At 64.5% G+C, this 15,774-nt stretch carries 15 protein-coding genes; 11 read left to right on the forward strand and 4 right to left on the reverse strand.

Annotation, left to right across the window (positions count from 1 at the left end; translation table 11 throughout):
- Window positions 1–67 precede the first annotated feature (67 nt).
- Complete coding sequence (locus KYK29_RS07835) at window positions 68–1,099, reverse strand: trans-3-hydroxy-L-proline dehydratase (protein ID WP_254690331.1); 1,032 nt, start codon at window positions 1,097–1,099, stop codon at window positions 68–70.
- A 216-nt stretch (window positions 1,100–1,315) separates the two neighbouring features.
- Here KYK29_RS07835 and KYK29_RS07840 point away from each other — a divergent pair, with 216 nt between their 5' ends.
- From KYK29_RS07840 to KYK29_RS07850, 3 genes are all read left to right on the forward strand, one after another.
- Window positions 1,316–1,984, forward strand: a complete 669-nt coding sequence (locus KYK29_RS07840) for a GntR family transcriptional regulator (protein WP_254690332.1) — start codon at window positions 1,316–1,318, stop codon at window positions 1,982–1,984.
- An 81-nt stretch (window positions 1,985–2,065) separates the two neighbouring features.
- Window positions 2,066–2,770, forward strand: a complete 705-nt coding sequence (locus KYK29_RS07845) for a GntR family transcriptional regulator (protein ID WP_254690333.1) — start codon at window positions 2,066–2,068, stop codon at window positions 2,768–2,770.
- A 112-nt stretch (window positions 2,771–2,882) separates the two neighbouring features.
- Window positions 2,883–3,845, forward strand: a complete 963-nt coding sequence (locus KYK29_RS07850) for a dihydrodipicolinate synthase family protein (protein ID WP_254690334.1) — start codon at window positions 2,883–2,885, stop codon at window positions 3,843–3,845.
- A gap of 70 nt (window positions 3,846–3,915) precedes the next feature.
- Here the strand turns inward: KYK29_RS07850 and KYK29_RS07855 are convergent, their stop codons facing one another.
- On the reverse strand, window positions 3,916–4,506 hold the full coding sequence (locus tag KYK29_RS07855; protein WP_254690335.1) for a hypothetical protein: 591 nt from the start codon (window positions 4,504–4,506) through the stop codon (window positions 3,916–3,918).
- 143 nt (window positions 4,507–4,649) lie between these two features.
- Complete coding sequence (locus KYK29_RS07860) at window positions 4,650–5,687, reverse strand: Ldh family oxidoreductase (RefSeq protein WP_254690336.1); 1,038 nt, start codon at window positions 5,685–5,687, stop codon at window positions 4,650–4,652.
- Between the two features lie 149 nt (window positions 5,688–5,836).
- On the opposite strand from KYK29_RS07860, the gene KYK29_RS07865 reads away from it, so the two are divergent.
- The 7 genes from KYK29_RS07865 to lhpI all read left to right on the forward strand — a co-directional run bounded on the left by KYK29_RS07865 (window position 5,837) and on the right by lhpI (window position 13,428).
- Window positions 5,837–7,354, forward strand: coding sequence for an aldehyde dehydrogenase (NADP(+)) (locus tag KYK29_RS07865; protein WP_254690337.1), 1,518 nt, complete (start codon window positions 5,837–5,839; stop codon window positions 7,352–7,354).
- 185 nt (window positions 7,355–7,539) lie between these two features.
- A complete protein-coding gene (locus KYK29_RS07870; protein ID WP_254690338.1) occupies window positions 7,540–8,349 on the forward strand; it encodes an ABC transporter substrate-binding protein in 810 nt (269 codons plus the stop codon).
- Between the two features lie 72 nt (window positions 8,350–8,421).
- Window positions 8,422–9,087 (forward strand): amino acid ABC transporter permease, encoded by a 666-nt coding sequence (locus tag KYK29_RS07875; RefSeq protein WP_254690339.1) that lies wholly within the window; start codon window positions 8,422–8,424, stop codon window positions 9,085–9,087.
- A 12-nt stretch (window positions 9,088–9,099) separates the two neighbouring features.
- Entirely contained in the window at window positions 9,100–9,753 is a 654-nt protein-coding gene (locus KYK29_RS07880; protein WP_254690340.1) for an amino acid ABC transporter permease, read from the forward strand.
- Complete coding sequence (locus tag KYK29_RS07885) at window positions 9,746–10,468, forward strand: amino acid ABC transporter ATP-binding protein (RefSeq protein ID WP_254690341.1); 723 nt, start codon at window positions 9,746–9,748, stop codon at window positions 10,466–10,468. Before KYK29_RS07880 ends, KYK29_RS07885 begins: the two co-directional genes overlap by 8 nt.
- Before the next feature lie 7 nt (window positions 10,469–10,475).
- Entirely contained in the window at window positions 10,476–11,723 is a 1,248-nt protein-coding gene (locus tag KYK29_RS07890; protein ID WP_254690857.1) for an NAD(P)/FAD-dependent oxidoreductase, read from the forward strand.
- A 10-nt stretch (window positions 11,724–11,733) separates the two neighbouring features.
- Complete coding sequence (gene lhpI, locus KYK29_RS07895) at window positions 11,734–13,428, forward strand: cis-3-hydroxy-L-proline dehydratase (protein ID WP_254690342.1); 1,695 nt, start codon at window positions 11,734–11,736, stop codon at window positions 13,426–13,428.
- A 31-nt stretch (window positions 13,429–13,459) separates the two neighbouring features.
- Here lhpI and KYK29_RS07900 read toward each other — a convergent pair whose 3' ends face one another.
- Complete coding sequence (locus KYK29_RS07900; protein ID WP_254690343.1) at window positions 13,460–14,473, reverse strand: LacI family DNA-binding transcriptional regulator; 1,014 nt, start codon at window positions 14,471–14,473, stop codon at window positions 13,460–13,462.
- A gap of 197 nt (window positions 14,474–14,670) precedes the next feature.
- Here KYK29_RS07900 and KYK29_RS07905 point away from each other — a divergent pair, with 197 nt between their 5' ends.
- Window positions 14,671–15,771, forward strand: a complete 1,101-nt coding sequence (locus KYK29_RS07905; RefSeq protein WP_254690344.1) for an ABC transporter ATP-binding protein — start codon at window positions 14,671–14,673, stop codon at window positions 15,769–15,771.
- Window positions 15,772–15,774 lie beyond the last annotated feature (3 nt).

Raw genomic sequence — 15,774 nt, forward strand, 5'->3', positions numbered from 1 at the left:
GCATCCCGCTCTGTCTCTGGAAGCGATCTTATGAATTCAGGCCTATTCGGCCCGAGTTCATAACGATCTAGCGCTTGCGCGGCCAGGTATCGGCGAGGCGATAGCCGGCCGGCCAGGGATCGTCCGGATCGAGCATCACCTGATGGGTGCCGGTGACCCAGGCCCGGCCGGAGATTTCCGGCACGATGGCCGGACGGCCGCCGACCGTGGTCTCGCCGACGATGCGGCAATCGAAGCGCGAATCGATGATCGAATAGCCGGAAAAATGCTGCCCAACCTTCATCCGGCCACGGGCATGCAGCACCGCCATGCGCGCCGAGCACCCCGTTCCGGTGGGGGAACGGTCAAGCTTGGCCGGCTGGATGACCACCGTGTTGCGTCCGTGCAGAACGCCGTCGCGCTCCTCCACCGGCAGCGTGAGCTGGCAGAAGGAGATATGGTTCCATTCCGGATTTTCCGGATGGGTGAAACCGAGCTGTTCGTTGGCGGCCCTGGTGATGCGGATGCCCGTCTCGGCAAGCTCCCGCGCCTCGTCCGGCGTCACTGCGAAGCCGAGCGTGCGGGCGTCGGTCAGCACGAAACTGTCACCGCCATAGGCGGTGTCCACAGTCAGGGTGCCGAGGCCCTCTACCTCCAGCTTCGCGTCCAGCTTGTCGGCGAAGGAGGGAACGTTGGTGACGGCGATCCGCTCCGCCTTGCCGTTGCGGCAGGTGGCGACCACATTCACCAGGCCGCCCGGCGCTTCCAGCACCATGCGGGTTTCCGGCTCGACCATCGGCACGATGCCGCTGTCCAGCAGCACGGTCGAAACGCAAATGGAGTTGGAGCCGGACATGGGCGGCGTATCCTCCGGCTCCATGATGATGAAACCCATGGTGGCGCGCGGATCCTTCGGCGGGACCAGAAGATTGATATGGCGGAATACCCCGCCTCGCGGCTCGTTCAGCACGAAATCCCGCAGCGTCTTGTCGTTGGCGATGAAATTGCGCTGCTCCCAAAGCGTATCGCCCGGAGGCGGGGCCACCCCGCCGACGATCACGTCGCCGACTTCCCCTTCCGCATGGCATGAAACAATATGGATGACCTTGCTGCTGCGCATTGCGCTTCCTCCACGTTCAAGGGATTTGATCCACGACCTTCCCGCGCCGCGGAGAAAAACAGCGGAGCGGTGTTATAAGGATAGAAAAATAGGATCCAATATACAATCACCTCCGTGCCGCAACAGATGGATTTCTGCCGCCGTTGCCCGCCAGGCCGATTGGCCCTATGACCGGGAGACGGGAACGGCATACTGATCCCGCGTGGAGAAAAGACCATGAAATTCGAGGCCGTCGACGTCCGGCAGACCGCGTCCGCCGCCGACATCGTCTACGAGACCCTGCGCAAGGCCATCATTTCCGGGGAACTCGCGGAGGGCGCGGCTCTGCGGCAGGATCAGATCGCCCGGATGTTCAACACCAGCCGCATTCCCGTCAGGGAAGCGCTGACCCGTCTGGAGCAGCACGGGCTCGCCACCAGCCAGCGCTACAGGGGGACCATCGTTGCGGGGCTGTCGATCGTCGAGATCGAGGAAATCTTCGAGTTCCGCGCGTTGATCGAAGCGGAGGTCATGCGTCTTGCCGTCCCCGATCTCGATGAAGTCACGCTTGAAACGGCCCGCCGTCACTGTCTCGAATTCGATCGCGAAACCGATCCGGGCCGCTGGAGCGATATCAACCGGCGCTTTCACTATACGCTTTATGAGGCCTCACACCGGCCCTATTATCTCCAGACCGTGGGAGCCGCGCTCGACAGGATCGACCGCTATCTGCGGGCCCAGCTCACCTTCACCAACGGGCTGATGCGTGCGGGCCGCGAGCACGAGGCCATTCTTGCCGCCTGTATCGCGGGTGACGCAGAACGCGCTTCACGGCTGACCCGGGACCATGTCCTCGACGCCGGACGCTCCCTCGTCGCCTTCCTGCGCGAGCATCGTGGCGCGTAGCGCAAACCACACCCCATCGGAAGAAGCCCATTGACCGCGCGACGGGGAAAAGTATTTCTTATGTCGACAAAAGGATTTTTCATGACCGATATACGTCCCGACGCCCTTCCGGAGCGCAAGCGCGGCTCCGGTGTCAAAATGGTCTACGATATTCTGCGCGACGAGATTCTCGACCTGAAGCTTTCGCCGGGAAGCCCGGTCGACGAGGTACAGCTCGCCGAGCGGTTCAAGATGTCGCGTACACCGATCCGCGAGGCGCTGGTGCGGCTTGCCGGCGAGGGCCTGATCGAAGCGCTGCCGAACCGGTCTACCATGGTGTCGAACATCGACTTTCTCAATCTCAACAGCTTCTTCGACGCACTGACGCTGATGTACCGGGTGACGACGCGACTGGCGGCGCAGTATCACCGGCCGGACGACCTTGCGATCATCCGCGGTTATCACGACGACTATGCCGCCGCCGTCGCCGCCCAGGACGCCCTGGCGATGATCGCGACCAACGCCGCCTTTCACTCGGCCATCGCCGAGGCCGGACGCAACCCCTATTTCACCGGTCTCTTTCGCCGGCTTCTGGACGAGGGGCGGCGCATTCTCCGGCTTTACTACCAATCCTACGAAGGCCATATGCCGGATCGTTTCGTCGAGGAGCACAGCGCGATCATCGCCGCGATCGCCGCAAGGGACGTCGAGGAAGCCGACCGCATCGGCAAGGCGCATGCCCAGCAGATCGTGCAGCAGGTGCAGTCGCTGTTCACCCGCGGCGACCGGCTCGACCTTGCGCTGTGATTCTTGTATTTTATTTGTCGACAAACAAAACACAGCCTGCTAGAAGCTTCTGCGAGGGGTCGGGAAGCCATATGGGACCGGCCCGTAACTGAAAGGCCAAGAGGAGACCTACATGAAGACCGAGATTTTCTCCGGCGTCATTCCCGCCCTTATGACCCCCTGCAAGGACGACCGCACGCCGGATTTCGACGCGCTGGTCCGCAAGGGCAAGGAACTCATCGAAAAAGGCATGTCGGCCGTCGTCTATTGCGGCTCCATGGGTGACTGGCCGCTGCTAACCGACGAACAGCGCATGGAAGGCGTCGAACGTCTCGTCAAGGCCGGCGTTCCGGTCGTCGTCGGCACCGGCGCGGTCAGCACGGCTTCCGCCGTCGCCCATGCCAGACATGCCCAGAAGGTCGGCGCCCAGGGCCTGATGGTGATCCCGCGCCTTCTGTCGCGCGCCACGATCATCGCCGCCCAGAAGGACCACTTCAAGGCGATCCTCGCCGCTGCCCCGGATCTGCCGGCCGTCATCTACAACAGCCCCTATTACGGCTTCGCCACCCGCGCCGACCTGTTCTTCGCGCTGCGGGCGGAACATCCGAACCTTATCGGCTTCAAGGAATTCGGCGGCGGCGCCGACATGCGTTATGCGGCCGAGCACATCACCAGCCGCGATGACGACGTTCTGCTGATGGTCGGCGTCGACACCTGCGTCTTCACCGGCTTCGTCGATTGCGGCGCCGTCGGCGCAATCACCGGCATCGGCTGCGTTCTGCCGAAGGAAGTGCTGCATATGTGCGCCCTGTCGCGCGCCGCAGCCGCCGGCGACCCGGACGCCCGCCAGCGCGCGCGCGAACTGGAATCGGCGCTTGCCGTGCTTTCCTCCTTCGACGAAGGCCCGGACCTCGTTCTCTACTTCAAGCACATGATGGTGCTGAAGGGCGACAAGGAATATACGCTGCATTTCAACGAGAGCGATGCGCTTTCCGAAAGCCAGCGCGGCTACGTCGAAGCCCAGCTCAAGCTGTTCGACACCTGGTATGCCGAATGGAGCAAGCTGCCGGGCGCGGTCCAGAAGTACAAGGTCTGAACCCCAACGCACAAAATCGATCCCGAAAGATGAAGCATCCGGTCCGGTGGGGCCGGATGCTTTTTTGCCTTCATTGCAGGGTGTCGTAAAGACTGACGGCCCAGCCGATCTCAGCGACAAGCGCACCGACGGCGAAGGTCATGTGGAAGCGCGGGCTGGTGCTGCGGATCGCGATGACGCTTAGCGCGATATAAAGGGCGATGCGCAGCCAGTATTCGGGGCCGAGCAGGGCCAGATAGGCCTCGCCCTTGCTCAGCGTATCGACGATATCCATCAGGAAAGCGACGATCAGGAAGCCGAAGAACCACTTCCGCCGCGACATGAAGTAATCCGCAAAGCCCTTGTACTCGTTCATCGCGTCGGGGAACAGCAGCGTGCACATGAAGAAGAACAGGCTCGCATAAAGCACGACGAAGCAATAAAGCGGGAACGTCCATTGCACGGCGCTGAGATGGAATTCCCACCACCAGAAATAGATCACCTGCAACAGCATGAAAAAGGTCCATACGAGATGGACGCCGTACACCTTGTGCTGGCCGGGATGCTGCACGAAGCGGGCGAGCCCGGTCAGCAGCCGGCCGATGCTGAGGCCGACGATAATGCTGATGGCGGTGCGGACATGGGCGAAAATCGCCGGGTCGACGGAAGGGGACGGGGTCATGATCTCATGCATTCGGCCGTTTTACGGAAATGCGGATCGTAAAGACCCGCATCGCCGATGCAACCCCGACCCGGCATGTCTCGACGCAAACGCGCCGCAAGACGATTGCGGGCGGCCCCGGCCGATGGGCCGGGGCGTCGGGCTCAGACGATCGCGTCGAGCCCCTTCTCCAGCAACCGGTCGAGCTGCGCGATCTCCGCGGCGGTCAGCGCAATGCCATCGCTTGCGGATCTGGCGCGCGCCGCAAACCGGCGCTGCGACGGCAGCCGCGCGCCCTGACCGACGATGGTCTCGAACAGGGTTTCGGCGCGGGCGAAGGGATCCCCGGGGCGACCCTTGGCGAAGGCTTCCGGCGAAAAGGCCAGCAGCAGTTCGCCATGGAAGGGCGAAAGTGTGGTGGTGCCGAGATAATCGAGCACTTCCGGACTCGTCAGATCACCGATCAGGATGCCCGCCAGAAGTTCGATCATCGTGCCGATCGCCGAGCCCTTGTGGCCGCCGAACGGCAGCATCGCGCCGGCGAGCGCCGCTTCCGGATCGGTCGTCGGATTGCCATCGGCGTCGATCGCCCAGCCCTCCGGCAACGACTTGCCGGCACGGCGGTGCAGCTCGATTTCACCGCGCGCGGCCACCGAGGTCGCAAAGTCGAAGACGTAAGGAGCGCTGTCCTTGCGCGGCCAGCCGAATGCGAAGGGATTGGTGCCGAGCAGCGGCTTGCTGCCGCCGGTCGGCGCTACTGTGGCATAGCTCGGGCACATGACGATACCGGCGAGACCCTGCGCGGTGATCGCCTCGACCTCCGGCCAGAGCGCGGAGAAATGGGAGCAGTCGTTGACGACCAGCGCCGCAAGACCGAAAGCGCGCGCGCGCTCGGCCAGAAGCGGAATGCCCAGTTCGACGGCAGCATTGGCAAAACCGCCCCTGGCGTCCACACGGACAATGGCGGACCCGTCCTCCACGGCAGCCGTCGGGACGGCATCGGGCTTCACCTTGCCGGCCTTGACCGTGCGCAGCGCGCCTTCGATGCGATAGATGCCATGCGACTTGCAGGCGTCGCGCTCGCCGGCGACGATCACGCGCGTCACTGCGCCCGCCTGAACGTCATTGAGACCGGCGCGCAGGAAGATCGCCTTGACCCGCTCTTCGAGCGCGGGGACTGTCAGGATGGTGGTTTCGGTCATCGTCTGTCTCTCTTCCTCCATGAAAGTCGATCGGCACTGGGCGATTGATGTGTGCATACATAGAGTATACAAATATTCGACAAGAGCAATTCACCCAGGCCCGCTTCGGACCAAAGCACATAACACGCTTCTTGAGAAAGGGACGTCAAATGACATTTATCCCCAAGGGAAAACACTACGTCGCGGGCGAATGGCTGGAGGGGGCCGGCACCTTCGCGTCTTCGCCCGCGCACGGGCCCGCGCATGACTATCCCGTCGGAACGGTCGAACTGGTGAACCGCGCCTGCGCAGCGGCCGAAGACGCATTTACGGCCTATGCCCCCACCACCAGCCGGGAGCGCGCCGGATTTCTTCGCGCCATCGCCGACGAGATCGAGGCCCGCGCAGACGCCATCACGGAGATCGGCACCCAGGAGACCGGCCTGCCGGTCGCCCGGCTTCAGGGTGAGCGCGGCCGCACGACGGGGCAGTTGCGCCTCTTCGCCGAGCACATCGAGAAGGGCGATTATCTCGATCGCCGCGTCGATGCGGCACTTCCCGATCGCCAGCCCGCCCCGCGCCCGGAAATCCGCCTCGTCCAGCGGCCGGTCGGCCCCGTCGCCGTCTTTGGCGCCTCCAACTTTCCACTCGCCTTCTCGACGGCCGGCGGCGACACCGCCGCGGCGCTGGCGGCCGGCTGCCCGGTGGTCGTCAAGGGCCACTCCGCCCACCCCGGCACCGGTGAGATCGTCGCCGACGCCATCGACGCCGCGATCCGCAAGACCGGCATGCCGGCCGGCGTCTTCTCGCTGATCCAGGGCGGCAACCGCCAGGTCGGCGAGGCGCTGGTGCAGCATCCGCTGATCCAGGCCGTCGGCTTCACCGGCTCGCTTGCCGGCGGCCGGGCGCTGTTCAATCTCTGCGCCGCCCGGCCGCAGCCGATCCCCTTCTTCGGGGAGCTCGGCTCGGTCAACCCGATGTTCCTGCTGCCTGACGCCGTCAAGGCGCGCGCCGAAGACCTGGGCCAGGGCTGGGCGGGATCGCTCGTCATGGGCGCCGGCCAGTTCTGCACCAACCCCGGCATCGCGGTGGTGGTGGACGGCGAGGATGCCGACCGCTTTACCGCCGCCACGGCCGAAGCCCTGTCAAAGGTCGCCCCGCAGACCATGCTGACCGACGGTATCGCCAAGGCCTATCGCGACGGGCAGGCCCGCTTCACCGCCCGCAACGCCGTCAAGCCCCTACTGGTGGGGGAATCGACAGGACGCGAGGCCACGCCCAACCTGTTTGCGACCACCGGCGAACAATTCCTCACCGACCATGCGCTCTCGGAAGAAGTCTTCGGCCCCCTCGGCCTGATCGTCCGCATCGGCTCCGTGGATGAGATGATCGACCTTGCGCGGAATTTCGAGGGCCAGCTGACGGCGACCATCCATATGGACGCCGGCGATCTCGCCATCGCCAGACGCCTGCGCCCGGTGCTGGAGCGCAAGGCCGGCCGCATTCTCGTCAACGGCTTCCCGACCGGAGTCGAGGTGGTCGACGCGATGGTGCACGGCGGTCCCTATCCGGCCTCGACCAATTTCGGCGCCACCAGCGTCGGCACCATGTCGATCCGGCGTTTCCTGCGGCCTGTTTCCTATCAGAATATGCCGGAGGGTCTGCTGCCGGAGGAATTTTTAGGCTAAAGTAGCGTCAGATGACATCCGCGGGCAGCTTTTCGGCAAGGAAACTGTCCGCCGGATATCGCCTGCCCGCCCTCAAGAATACGCTTTGTATATTAGTTGTATTTTGTGATTGCTTTCCGCATGCCGACATGAAATAGCGACATTGGCGCGAATGCCACAGCCATCTCAGGGAGAGAGAAACCAACATGAAAAATTCAACCGTTTTCGCTTTCGGCCTTGCGGCCGCACTTGCCACGACAGGCCCGGCCTTCGCCGACAAGCTCGATGACATCATCGCTTCCGGCACGCTGCGCTGCGCCGTCGTTCTCGACTTCCCGCCGATGGGCGCGCGCGATGAGAACAACAACGCGATCGGCTTCGACGTCGATTACTGCAACGATCTTGCCGCAGCCCTCGGCGTCACGGCCGAAATCGTCGAAACGCCCTTCCCGGAACGCATCCCGGCCCTGATGTCCGGTCGCGTCGACGTCGGCGTCGCCTCGACCTCGGACACGCTGGAGCGCGCCAAGACCGTCGGCATGTCGATCCCCTATTTCGCCTTCGAGATGGCCGTCACCGCCAATGAGCAATCCGGCATCAAGTCGTTCGAGGACATGAAGGGCAAGACCGTCGGCGCGACCGCCGGCACCTTCGAGGCCATCGCGCTCGAAAAGCAGGTCAAGGAATGGGGCGAAGGCGAATTCCGTCCCTACCAGACGCAGGCTGACGTCTTCCTCGCATTGAGCCAGGGCCAGATCGACGCCACCGTCTCCACCTCCACGGTCGCGCAGTCCAACGTCAAGAGCGGCAAGTTCTCCGGCATTTCCGTCGTCGGCAAGGCGCCTTTCGATATCGACTATGTCGCGCTGTTCGCCAACCGCGAGGAATACGGCCTCCTCAACTATCTCAATCTGTTCGTGAACCAGCAGGTTCGCACGGGCCGTTACGCCGAGCTTTATGAAAAGTGGGTGGGCGGCGAACTGCCCGACCTCACGATCAGCGGCGTTTACCGCTGATCCAACCGTTTCCCGGCCGGCGCCAAGTGACACACTTCGCGCCGGCCCTCCTTTTTGCAAGGTGAGACGGCAATGTTCAACTACACCTTTCATTGGAATCAGGCCTTCAAGGCACTGCCGCAGATGCTGGACGGGGCCGTGGTCACGTTGCAGATCGCGCTGCTTTCGATGGCGATCGGCCTTGCCTGCGCCATCGCGCTGACGCTTTTCCGGCTGTCGGGCAATCGCATTCTCGGCGGTTTCGCCACGGCATGGGTCGAAGTCGCCCGCAATACGCCGGCGCTGTTCCAGATTTACATGGCGCATTTCGGCCTGGGCAATTTCGGCATCCACCTCAGTCCCTATGTGGCGCTGCTCGCCGGGATCGCCTTCAACAACGCCGGCTATCTCGCGGAAAACTTCCGTGGCGCACTGAAGGCCATTCCCGATACCCAGACCCGATCCGCGCGCTCGCTGGGCATGACCTCGATGCAGGCCTTCGGCTATATCGTCCTGCCGCAGATGCTGCGCATCGCCTTCCTGCCGGCCACCAACCAGATGATCTGGGCGATCCTGATGACCTCGCTCGGCGTCACGGTCGGCATGAACACCGACCTTGCGGGCGTCACCCAGGCGCTGAACGCGGTGTCCTTCCGCACCTTCGAATTCTTCGCGCTCGCCGCGGTGATCTACTACGTGATCGCTAAGATCGTCACCCTCGCCGCCCGCCTGTTTGCGGCGCGCATGTTCCGCTACTGAGAGAGGTGAGAGATGTTCAATACCGCCCTCACCTGGAATGATCTCCTCTTCCTCGCGCAAGGCGCGGGGATGACCCTTGCGGTGACCGGCCTTTCGGTCGCCGCCGGCACGGTTCTCGGCGTGATCTTCGGCGTCATGCGCTTCCAGCTCGGACCCTATTGGTTCGCGCCGCTGACCTTCCTGCTCGATATCTTCCGTTCCGTACCCTTGCTCATCCAGCTCGTGCTCGGCAATGCGCTCCAGTCGATCATGCGGCTGGGCTGGCCGCCCTTCACCACCTCCTGCGTGGTGCTGTCGCTCTACACCGCCGCCTATTGCACCGAAATCGTACGCGGCGGCATTTCAGCGGTCCCGCCCAATACGCGTCGCGCCGGCCGTTCGCTCGGCCTCACCTGGTCGCAGGACATGCGCTATATCGTGACGCCGCTTGCCGTGCGGGTTTCCCTGCCGGCCTGGATCGGCCTCACGCTCGGGGTCATGAAGGATTCCGCGCTCGTCCTCTGGCTCGGCCTGATAGAGTTGCTGCGGGCTTCGCAGATCCTCGTCACGCGCCTTCAGGAACCGCTGTTCATCCTCCTGATCTGCGGCGCGTTCTACTTCATCATCAGCTTCCCCGTCGCCCGGTTTGGCGGTTATCTCGAGAAACGGTGGTCCCCCAATGATTGAGATCGAAAACGTCCACAAGTCCTTTGGCCAGCTCGAGGTGCTGAAGGGGATCAACCTCACCGTGAAGAAAGGCGAGGTCCTTACCATCATCGGCGGTTCCGGCTCGGGAAAGTCGACCCTGCTGACCTGCATCAACGGCCTTGAGGCCATCGACAGCGGCCGCATCGTCGTCAACGGGACCGACGTCCATGCCAAGGGAACGAACCTCAACAAGCTGCGCCGCTCGCTCGGCATCGTCTTCCAGCAGTTCAACGCCTTCCCGCATCTGACCGTCCTGGAAAACGTGATGCTGGCGCCGCGCAAGGTGCTTCGTCTTTCCAAGGCCGAGGCCGAGGCGATGGCCGTCAAGCACCTCACGCATGTGGGCCTTGCCGACAAGCTGAACGTCTATCCGAGCCGCATGTCCGGCGGCCAGCAGCAGCGCATGGCGATCGCCCGCGCGCTTGCCATGTCGCCGGACTACATGCTGTTCGACGAGGTGACCTCGGCGCTCGACCCGCAACTCGTGGGCGAGGTTCTGGATACGCTGCGCATGCTGGCGTCCGAAGGCATGACGATGATCTGCGTCACCCACGAAATGAAGTTCGCCCGCGAGGTTTCCGACCGCGTCGCCTTCTTCCACAAGGGTATCCTGACGGAGATCGCGCCGCCGGAGGAGCTGTTCGACACGCCCAAGGATCCCAACTTGCAGCAGTTCCTCGCAGCAACCCACTGAGGTCATGATGAACGCGCCGCTTTCGCCGGACGTCGTCGTCATCGGCGCCGGGGTCGTCGGGCTGTCCGCAGCCATCGCCGCACAGGCACGCGGCCTCTCGGTCGTCGTCTTCGACAGGGAAGGACCGGCGGCCGGCGCTTCCGCCGGCAATGCCGGGGCCTTCGCTTTCACCGACATTCTGCCGCTGGCCTCGCCGGGGATCATCGCGAAAGCGCCGAAATGGCTGCTCGACCCGCTCGGGCCGCTGAGCATCCCCCCGGCCTATGCACTGCGGATCGCACCCTGGATGTTCCGTTTCTGGCGGGCCTGCTCACCAGCCCGCGTCGCCCGGTCCACGACGGCCCAGACCGCACTGATGGACCTTTCCAAGGCGGAGCTGGAAGCATTCCTCACCGCCACCGGCACCCTGCACATGCTGCGCAAGGACGGCAATCTTCAGGTCTACGAGGGTGAAGACGAGTTCAAGGCCTCGCTTTCCGGCTGGAAGGCGCGCGAAGCGCACGGGATCGAATTCCGGCATCTCGACGCCGACGCGATGGCCCAGATCCAGCCGGGGATCGCCCCGCGCTTCACCCATGGCACCTTCACGCCCGGCTGGTATTCCATCGCCGATCCCAAACTATACACCCTCGCCCTTGCCGATCACTTCCGCGACAAGGGCGGCCTGATCGAAATCGCCGCCGTGACGGCGCTGAAGCCGCTTGCCGACGGTGTCGAGATCATCACCTCGAACGGCGCCCGCCGCGCCGGACGGGTCGTTCTGGCGGCAGGCGCCTTTTCCCACCGCATCGCCCGAACGCTCGGCGAAGCCATCCCGCTGGAGACCGAGCGGGGCTATAATACCACCCTGCCGGCCGCCGCCTTCGACCTGCGCACGCAAATCACCTTCGGCGGCCATGGTTTCGTCGTGACCCGGCTTTCCACCGGCATCCGCGTCGGCGGCGCGGTGGAACTGGGCGGGCTCGATCTGCCGCCGAATTTCCGCCGCTCGGAAGCCCTTCTGAAGAAGGCGCAACTCTTCCTGCCGGGTTTGAAGGCCGAGGGGGGCCAGCAATGGATGGGCTTCCGGCCGTCGCTGCCAGACAGCCTGCCGGCGCTTGGCCGCGCACGGGCGAGCGACCGGGTGATCCATGCCTTCGGCCACGGCCACCTCGGGCTGACCCAGGCGGCCGGAACGGCCCGCATCGTCGCCGATCTTCTGACCGGCAACCGACCACCCATCGATCTGGCGGCCTTCTCACCGCAACGTTTCTGAGGATCCGATCATGACCGCTTCACCCTTTCCCGCCGCCCGCCACATTCTTGCCGGTGAAGCCCAAGGGCGGGTGATCCCCACCAGCGAGGCGCTCAGCTTCTGGGGCGGCGTCGATCCCGCAAGCGGCCGGGTCATCGACATCCACCATCCGCTGCATGGCGTCTGTCTGACCGGCGGCATCCTGATGATGCCGTCGAGCCGCGGATCCTGCACCGGGTCGGGCGTCCTCCTGGACCTCGTGCTGACCGGCCGCGCGCCTGCCGCCCTCATCTTTTCGGAGGCGGAGGACGTGTTGACGCTCGGTGCGCTGATCGCGTCGGAAATGTTCGGCAAGCCCCTGCCCGTCGTCCGCGTGTCGCCGGAAACCTTTGCCGCGCTGTCGACCTCGGAAAGCCTGCGGATCGGTCCGGCGACCATCGAAACCGATGCCTTCAGCGTCCCGCTGTCGCCCCCGGCGACCGCCGCGCTCGAACTGACCGCCGCCGATCGTGAGACGCTCGATGGCGCAAGGGGCGTCGCCGCAAGCCAGGCGATGCGGATCATCTGCGCCATGGCCGCCCAGCAGGGCGCGACCCGCCTCGTCGACGTGACGCAGGCCCATATCGACGGTTGCATCTATGCCAGCCCGGCCAATCTGATCTTCGCCGAGAAAATGGCGGAACTCGGCGCGAAAGTCTGTGTTCCCACGACGATGAACGCCATTTCGGTCGACCGCGCCAATTGGGAAAAGCAGGGTATTCCCGCCGATTTCGGCAATCCGGCGGCCCGCCTCGCCGACGCCTATGTCCGCATGGACTGCAAGCCGACCTTCACCTGTTCCCCCTATCTACTCGACAGCGCGCCGCGGGCCGGCGAACTCATCGCCTGGGCGGAATCCAATGCCGTCGTCTTCGCCAATACCGTGCTCGGCGCACGAACCGCCAAGCACCCCGACTTCCTGGACCTCTGCATCGCGCTGACCGGGCGCGCGCCGCTGTCGGGCGTCTATCTCGACGTCAACCGCAAGGCCGCCCGTATCGTTGAGGTGGAACTGCCTGAAGGGGTCGACGACGCGTTCTGGCCGCTGATCGGCTATCTTGCCGGCAAAGCGTCGCCGGATCGCATTCCGCTTCTTCGCGGCCTCGACCAGGCAGCGCCCTCACGTGACGATCTCAAGGCCCTCTGCGCCGCGTTCGGTACGACTTCCGCAGCACCGATGCTGCATATCGAAGGCGTGACCCCGGAAGCAACGCTCGGCGCGACTGTCGATGCGGACCATATCCGGATCACCCGCACCGATATCGCGCAAGCCTGGGGCCTCCTGAACGACGGTCCGGAAGCGGTGGAACTCGTGGCCATCGGCAGCCCGCACGCCTCGCTGGAGGAATGCCGCGCATTCGCCGACGGGCTCGCCGGGCGAAAGAAGCACAAGGACGTGGCGGTCATCATCACCGCGGGCCACGATGTGATCGCCGCAGCGCGCGACGAGGGTACGCTCGAACGTCTGACGCGAAGCGGCGTCGAGGTGCTGCCGGACCTGTGCTGGTGCTCGATTACCGAACCGCTTTTCCCGACGCGCACGAAGGCGGTAATGACCAACTCCGGAAAATATGCCCATTACGGACCCGGTCTTTCAGGCCGCAAGGTTCGTTTCGGCAGTCTTGCAGACTGCATCGAAGCCGCGCTCAACGGGCGCGCCGCCGCCCATGCAGCCGGATGGCTTTAAACCGGCTCGAAGAGAACAGCCCGGCGGGACGTCAGATACTGTCCCGCCGAACGATCTGGAAACCGGTATTGCGGACGTGGCCCGGCTCGCCAGCGCCGCGCACCCGCTCGACGATCATGCGGATCGCATGGCGTCCCATGTCCTCGGCATTCGGCTGCAAGGTGGTGAGGCGGGGCGTGATCTCAGAGGCGATCTCATAATCGCCCCAGCCCGCCACGGCAAGACGCTCCGGCACTTTCCAGCCGCGCCGGCTGCATTCGAAAAGCACGCCGGCGGCGATGATGTCGGTCGGGCAGAGCAGGCCGTCAAGCGCCGGGTCCATCCCGCAGAGACCCTCCAGCGCTTTCGGACCCGCGCCAAAGCCGTCCGCCTCGTCCACAAGGTAAATCAGGTCGGAACGCAAGCCCCGCGCCTTCAGGCTGGCCTCGAAAGCCGGCACCCGTTCGCGAAAGCGGTGAGACACGGAGCCGCCGTAGCCGACGAAACCGATCCGCCGGCATCCGGCCTCCAGGAGAAGCGCGATCATCGCCTGCGTCGCCTCGGCCGACGAATAGCCGACCGCCATATCGAACGGCGCATGATGCACCCAGGATTCCACCACCGGAACGCCCGTCTTGCGCAGCAGTTCGACAGCATCCTTCTCATGCTCGTCGCCGACGAGCGTGATACCGGCCACCCTCAGACCGATGAAGGTCTGGATCGCCGCCGCTTCCTGCTGCTGCGTGTCGGCAAGCTTCAGGATGAGTTCATAGCCGAGGTCGGCGACCGCCTCCTGCATGCCCCGGACGTATTTATAGAAACTGGAGTTCTTGATCGACGGGATGACCGCGCCGATGACCCGGCTCTGGCCGGAAGCCAGGTTGCCGGCAGCATGATTGGGAATGTAGCCGAGTTCGGCCGCCGCCAGGAGCACCTTGCGCCGGGTTTCGGCATGGACCCGTTCGGGATAGCGAAAGGTGTTGGAGACCGTCATCGGCGATACGCCCGCCATGACCGCGACGGATTGCATGGTGACGGGCGTCTTCTCCTCGTACGCCTTCGACATCGTTTCCCCTTTCCCACATTTTTCCTGCCTGGCCGGTTCGGGATGACGCCCTGCCCCAAGAGGCGCGGATTTGAGAAAATCCATCCTTGACTGAAACAGGCTTTACAGGAATTGTAGCGCTACAAAATTCAGTAGGGAACGCATTCTTTCATGTCAATCGCCTCTTCCATAGCCCCGGCCGCCGGACGGACCCCTCCATGAGCGTACAGGATCGACCGGCCGCCGAAGTGCTGTCGCTGCGGGGTGTGCGCAAGGCTTATGGCCCTGTCCTTGCCGTTGACGATCTGGATCTGACCGTGGAGGCGGGCGCGCTGGTGGCGCTTCTCGGCCCCTCGGGATGCGGCAAGACGACGACGCTTCGCATGGTGGCCGGCTTCGAGACCCCCGACACGGGATCGATCCGCATCGGGGAGAGGGAAGTCGCCGCCCTGCCGCCGCATCGGCGCAACCTCGGCATGGTGTTCCAGAACTACAGCCTGTTTCCCCATCGCACGGTCGCCGAGAACATCGGCTTCGGCCTGCGCATGGCCGGCGTCGCGCGGGCGGAACGGGATCGTCGCGTCGAGGAGATGCTGGACCTCATTCGCCTGCCGGGACGCGGCGACATGTATCCCTCCCAGCTGTCCGGCGGCCAGCAGCAGCGCGTGGCGCTCGGCCGGTCGCTGATCGTCAATCCCAAGGTTCTCCTGCTCGACGAGCCGCTCGGCGCGCTCGACAAGGCGCTGCGGGAAAGCATGCAGTTCGAGGTCCGCGCGATGCAGCAGCGGCTCGGCATCACGACCCTGCTGGTGACCCACGATCAGGAAGAGGCCCTGTCCATGGCCGACCGGGTCGCCGTCATGAACCGCGGCCGCATCCTGCAGATCGGCTCGCCGAACGATATCTACGACCGGCCGCAAAGCCGTTTCGTGGCCGAATTCCTCGGCACATCGAATATTTTCGAGGGGCGGGTTTCTCCCGACGGCACGGCGCTTCTCGTTCCCGGCGGGAACGGGGATGTCGCCGTGCCGCTCGAAGCCCCCGCCGCAGCCGGCCAGCCGCTTCTCCTGTCGGTACGCCCCGAACGCATGCGGCTCGGCGCGAACCGGGGCGAGGGCGCGAATTTCGAAGGCCGCATCACCGGCGCGGTCTTCCGCGGCAATTATGCCGCCTATCAACTCGACGTGCCGGCGCTCGGACGGGAACTCTTCGTCTACCGGCAGGCCGACGGGCCGCTCGGAACGGTTTCCTTCGGGCTCGGTGAGGTTTTGACGCTCGGATGGACGCCGCGGGACGCCGTCCCGGTCAGTGCGGAGTAACGA

The sequence above is a fragment of the Shinella daejeonensis genome (assembly GCF_024281235.1).
GTDB classification, from domain to species: domain Bacteria; phylum Pseudomonadota; class Alphaproteobacteria; order Rhizobiales; family Rhizobiaceae; genus Shinella; species Shinella daejeonensis.

Coding starts and splice junctions, on each gene's coding strand:
- KYK29_RS07835 (WP_254690331.1), bottom strand. CDS start 1,099: ATGCGCAGCAGCAAGGTCATCCATATTGTTTCATGCCATGCGGAAGGG.
- KYK29_RS07840 (WP_254690332.1), top strand. CDS start 1,316: ATGAAATTCGAGGCCGTCGACGTCCGGCAGACCGCGTCCGCCGCCGAC.
- KYK29_RS07845 (WP_254690333.1), top strand. CDS start 2,066: ATGACCGATATACGTCCCGACGCCCTTCCGGAGCGCAAGCGCGGCTCC.
- KYK29_RS07850 (WP_254690334.1), top strand. CDS start 2,883: ATGAAGACCGAGATTTTCTCCGGCGTCATTCCCGCCCTTATGACCCCC.
- KYK29_RS07855 (WP_254690335.1), bottom strand. CDS start 4,506: ATGACCCCGTCCCCTTCCGTCGACCCGGCGATTTTCGCCCATGTCCGC.
- KYK29_RS07860 (WP_254690336.1), bottom strand. CDS start 5,687: ATGACCGAAACCACCATCCTGACAGTCCCCGCGCTCGAAGAGCGGGTC.
- KYK29_RS07865 (WP_254690337.1), top strand. CDS start 5,837: ATGACATTTATCCCCAAGGGAAAACACTACGTCGCGGGCGAATGGCTG.
- KYK29_RS07870 (WP_254690338.1), top strand. CDS start 7,540: ATGAAAAATTCAACCGTTTTCGCTTTCGGCCTTGCGGCCGCACTTGCC.
- KYK29_RS07875 (WP_254690339.1), top strand. CDS start 8,422: ATGTTCAACTACACCTTTCATTGGAATCAGGCCTTCAAGGCACTGCCG.
- KYK29_RS07880 (WP_254690340.1), top strand. CDS start 9,100: ATGTTCAATACCGCCCTCACCTGGAATGATCTCCTCTTCCTCGCGCAA.
- KYK29_RS07885 (WP_254690341.1), top strand. CDS start 9,746: ATGATTGAGATCGAAAACGTCCACAAGTCCTTTGGCCAGCTCGAGGTG.
- KYK29_RS07890 (WP_254690857.1), top strand. CDS start 10,476: ATGAACGCGCCGCTTTCGCCGGACGTCGTCGTCATCGGCGCCGGGGTC.
- lhpI (WP_254690342.1), top strand. CDS start 11,734: ATGACCGCTTCACCCTTTCCCGCCGCCCGCCACATTCTTGCCGGTGAA.
- KYK29_RS07900 (WP_254690343.1), bottom strand. CDS start 14,473: ATGTCGAAGGCGTACGAGGAGAAGACGCCCGTCACCATGCAATCCGTC.
- KYK29_RS07905 (WP_254690344.1), top strand. CDS start 14,671: ATGAGCGTACAGGATCGACCGGCCGCCGAAGTGCTGTCGCTGCGGGGT.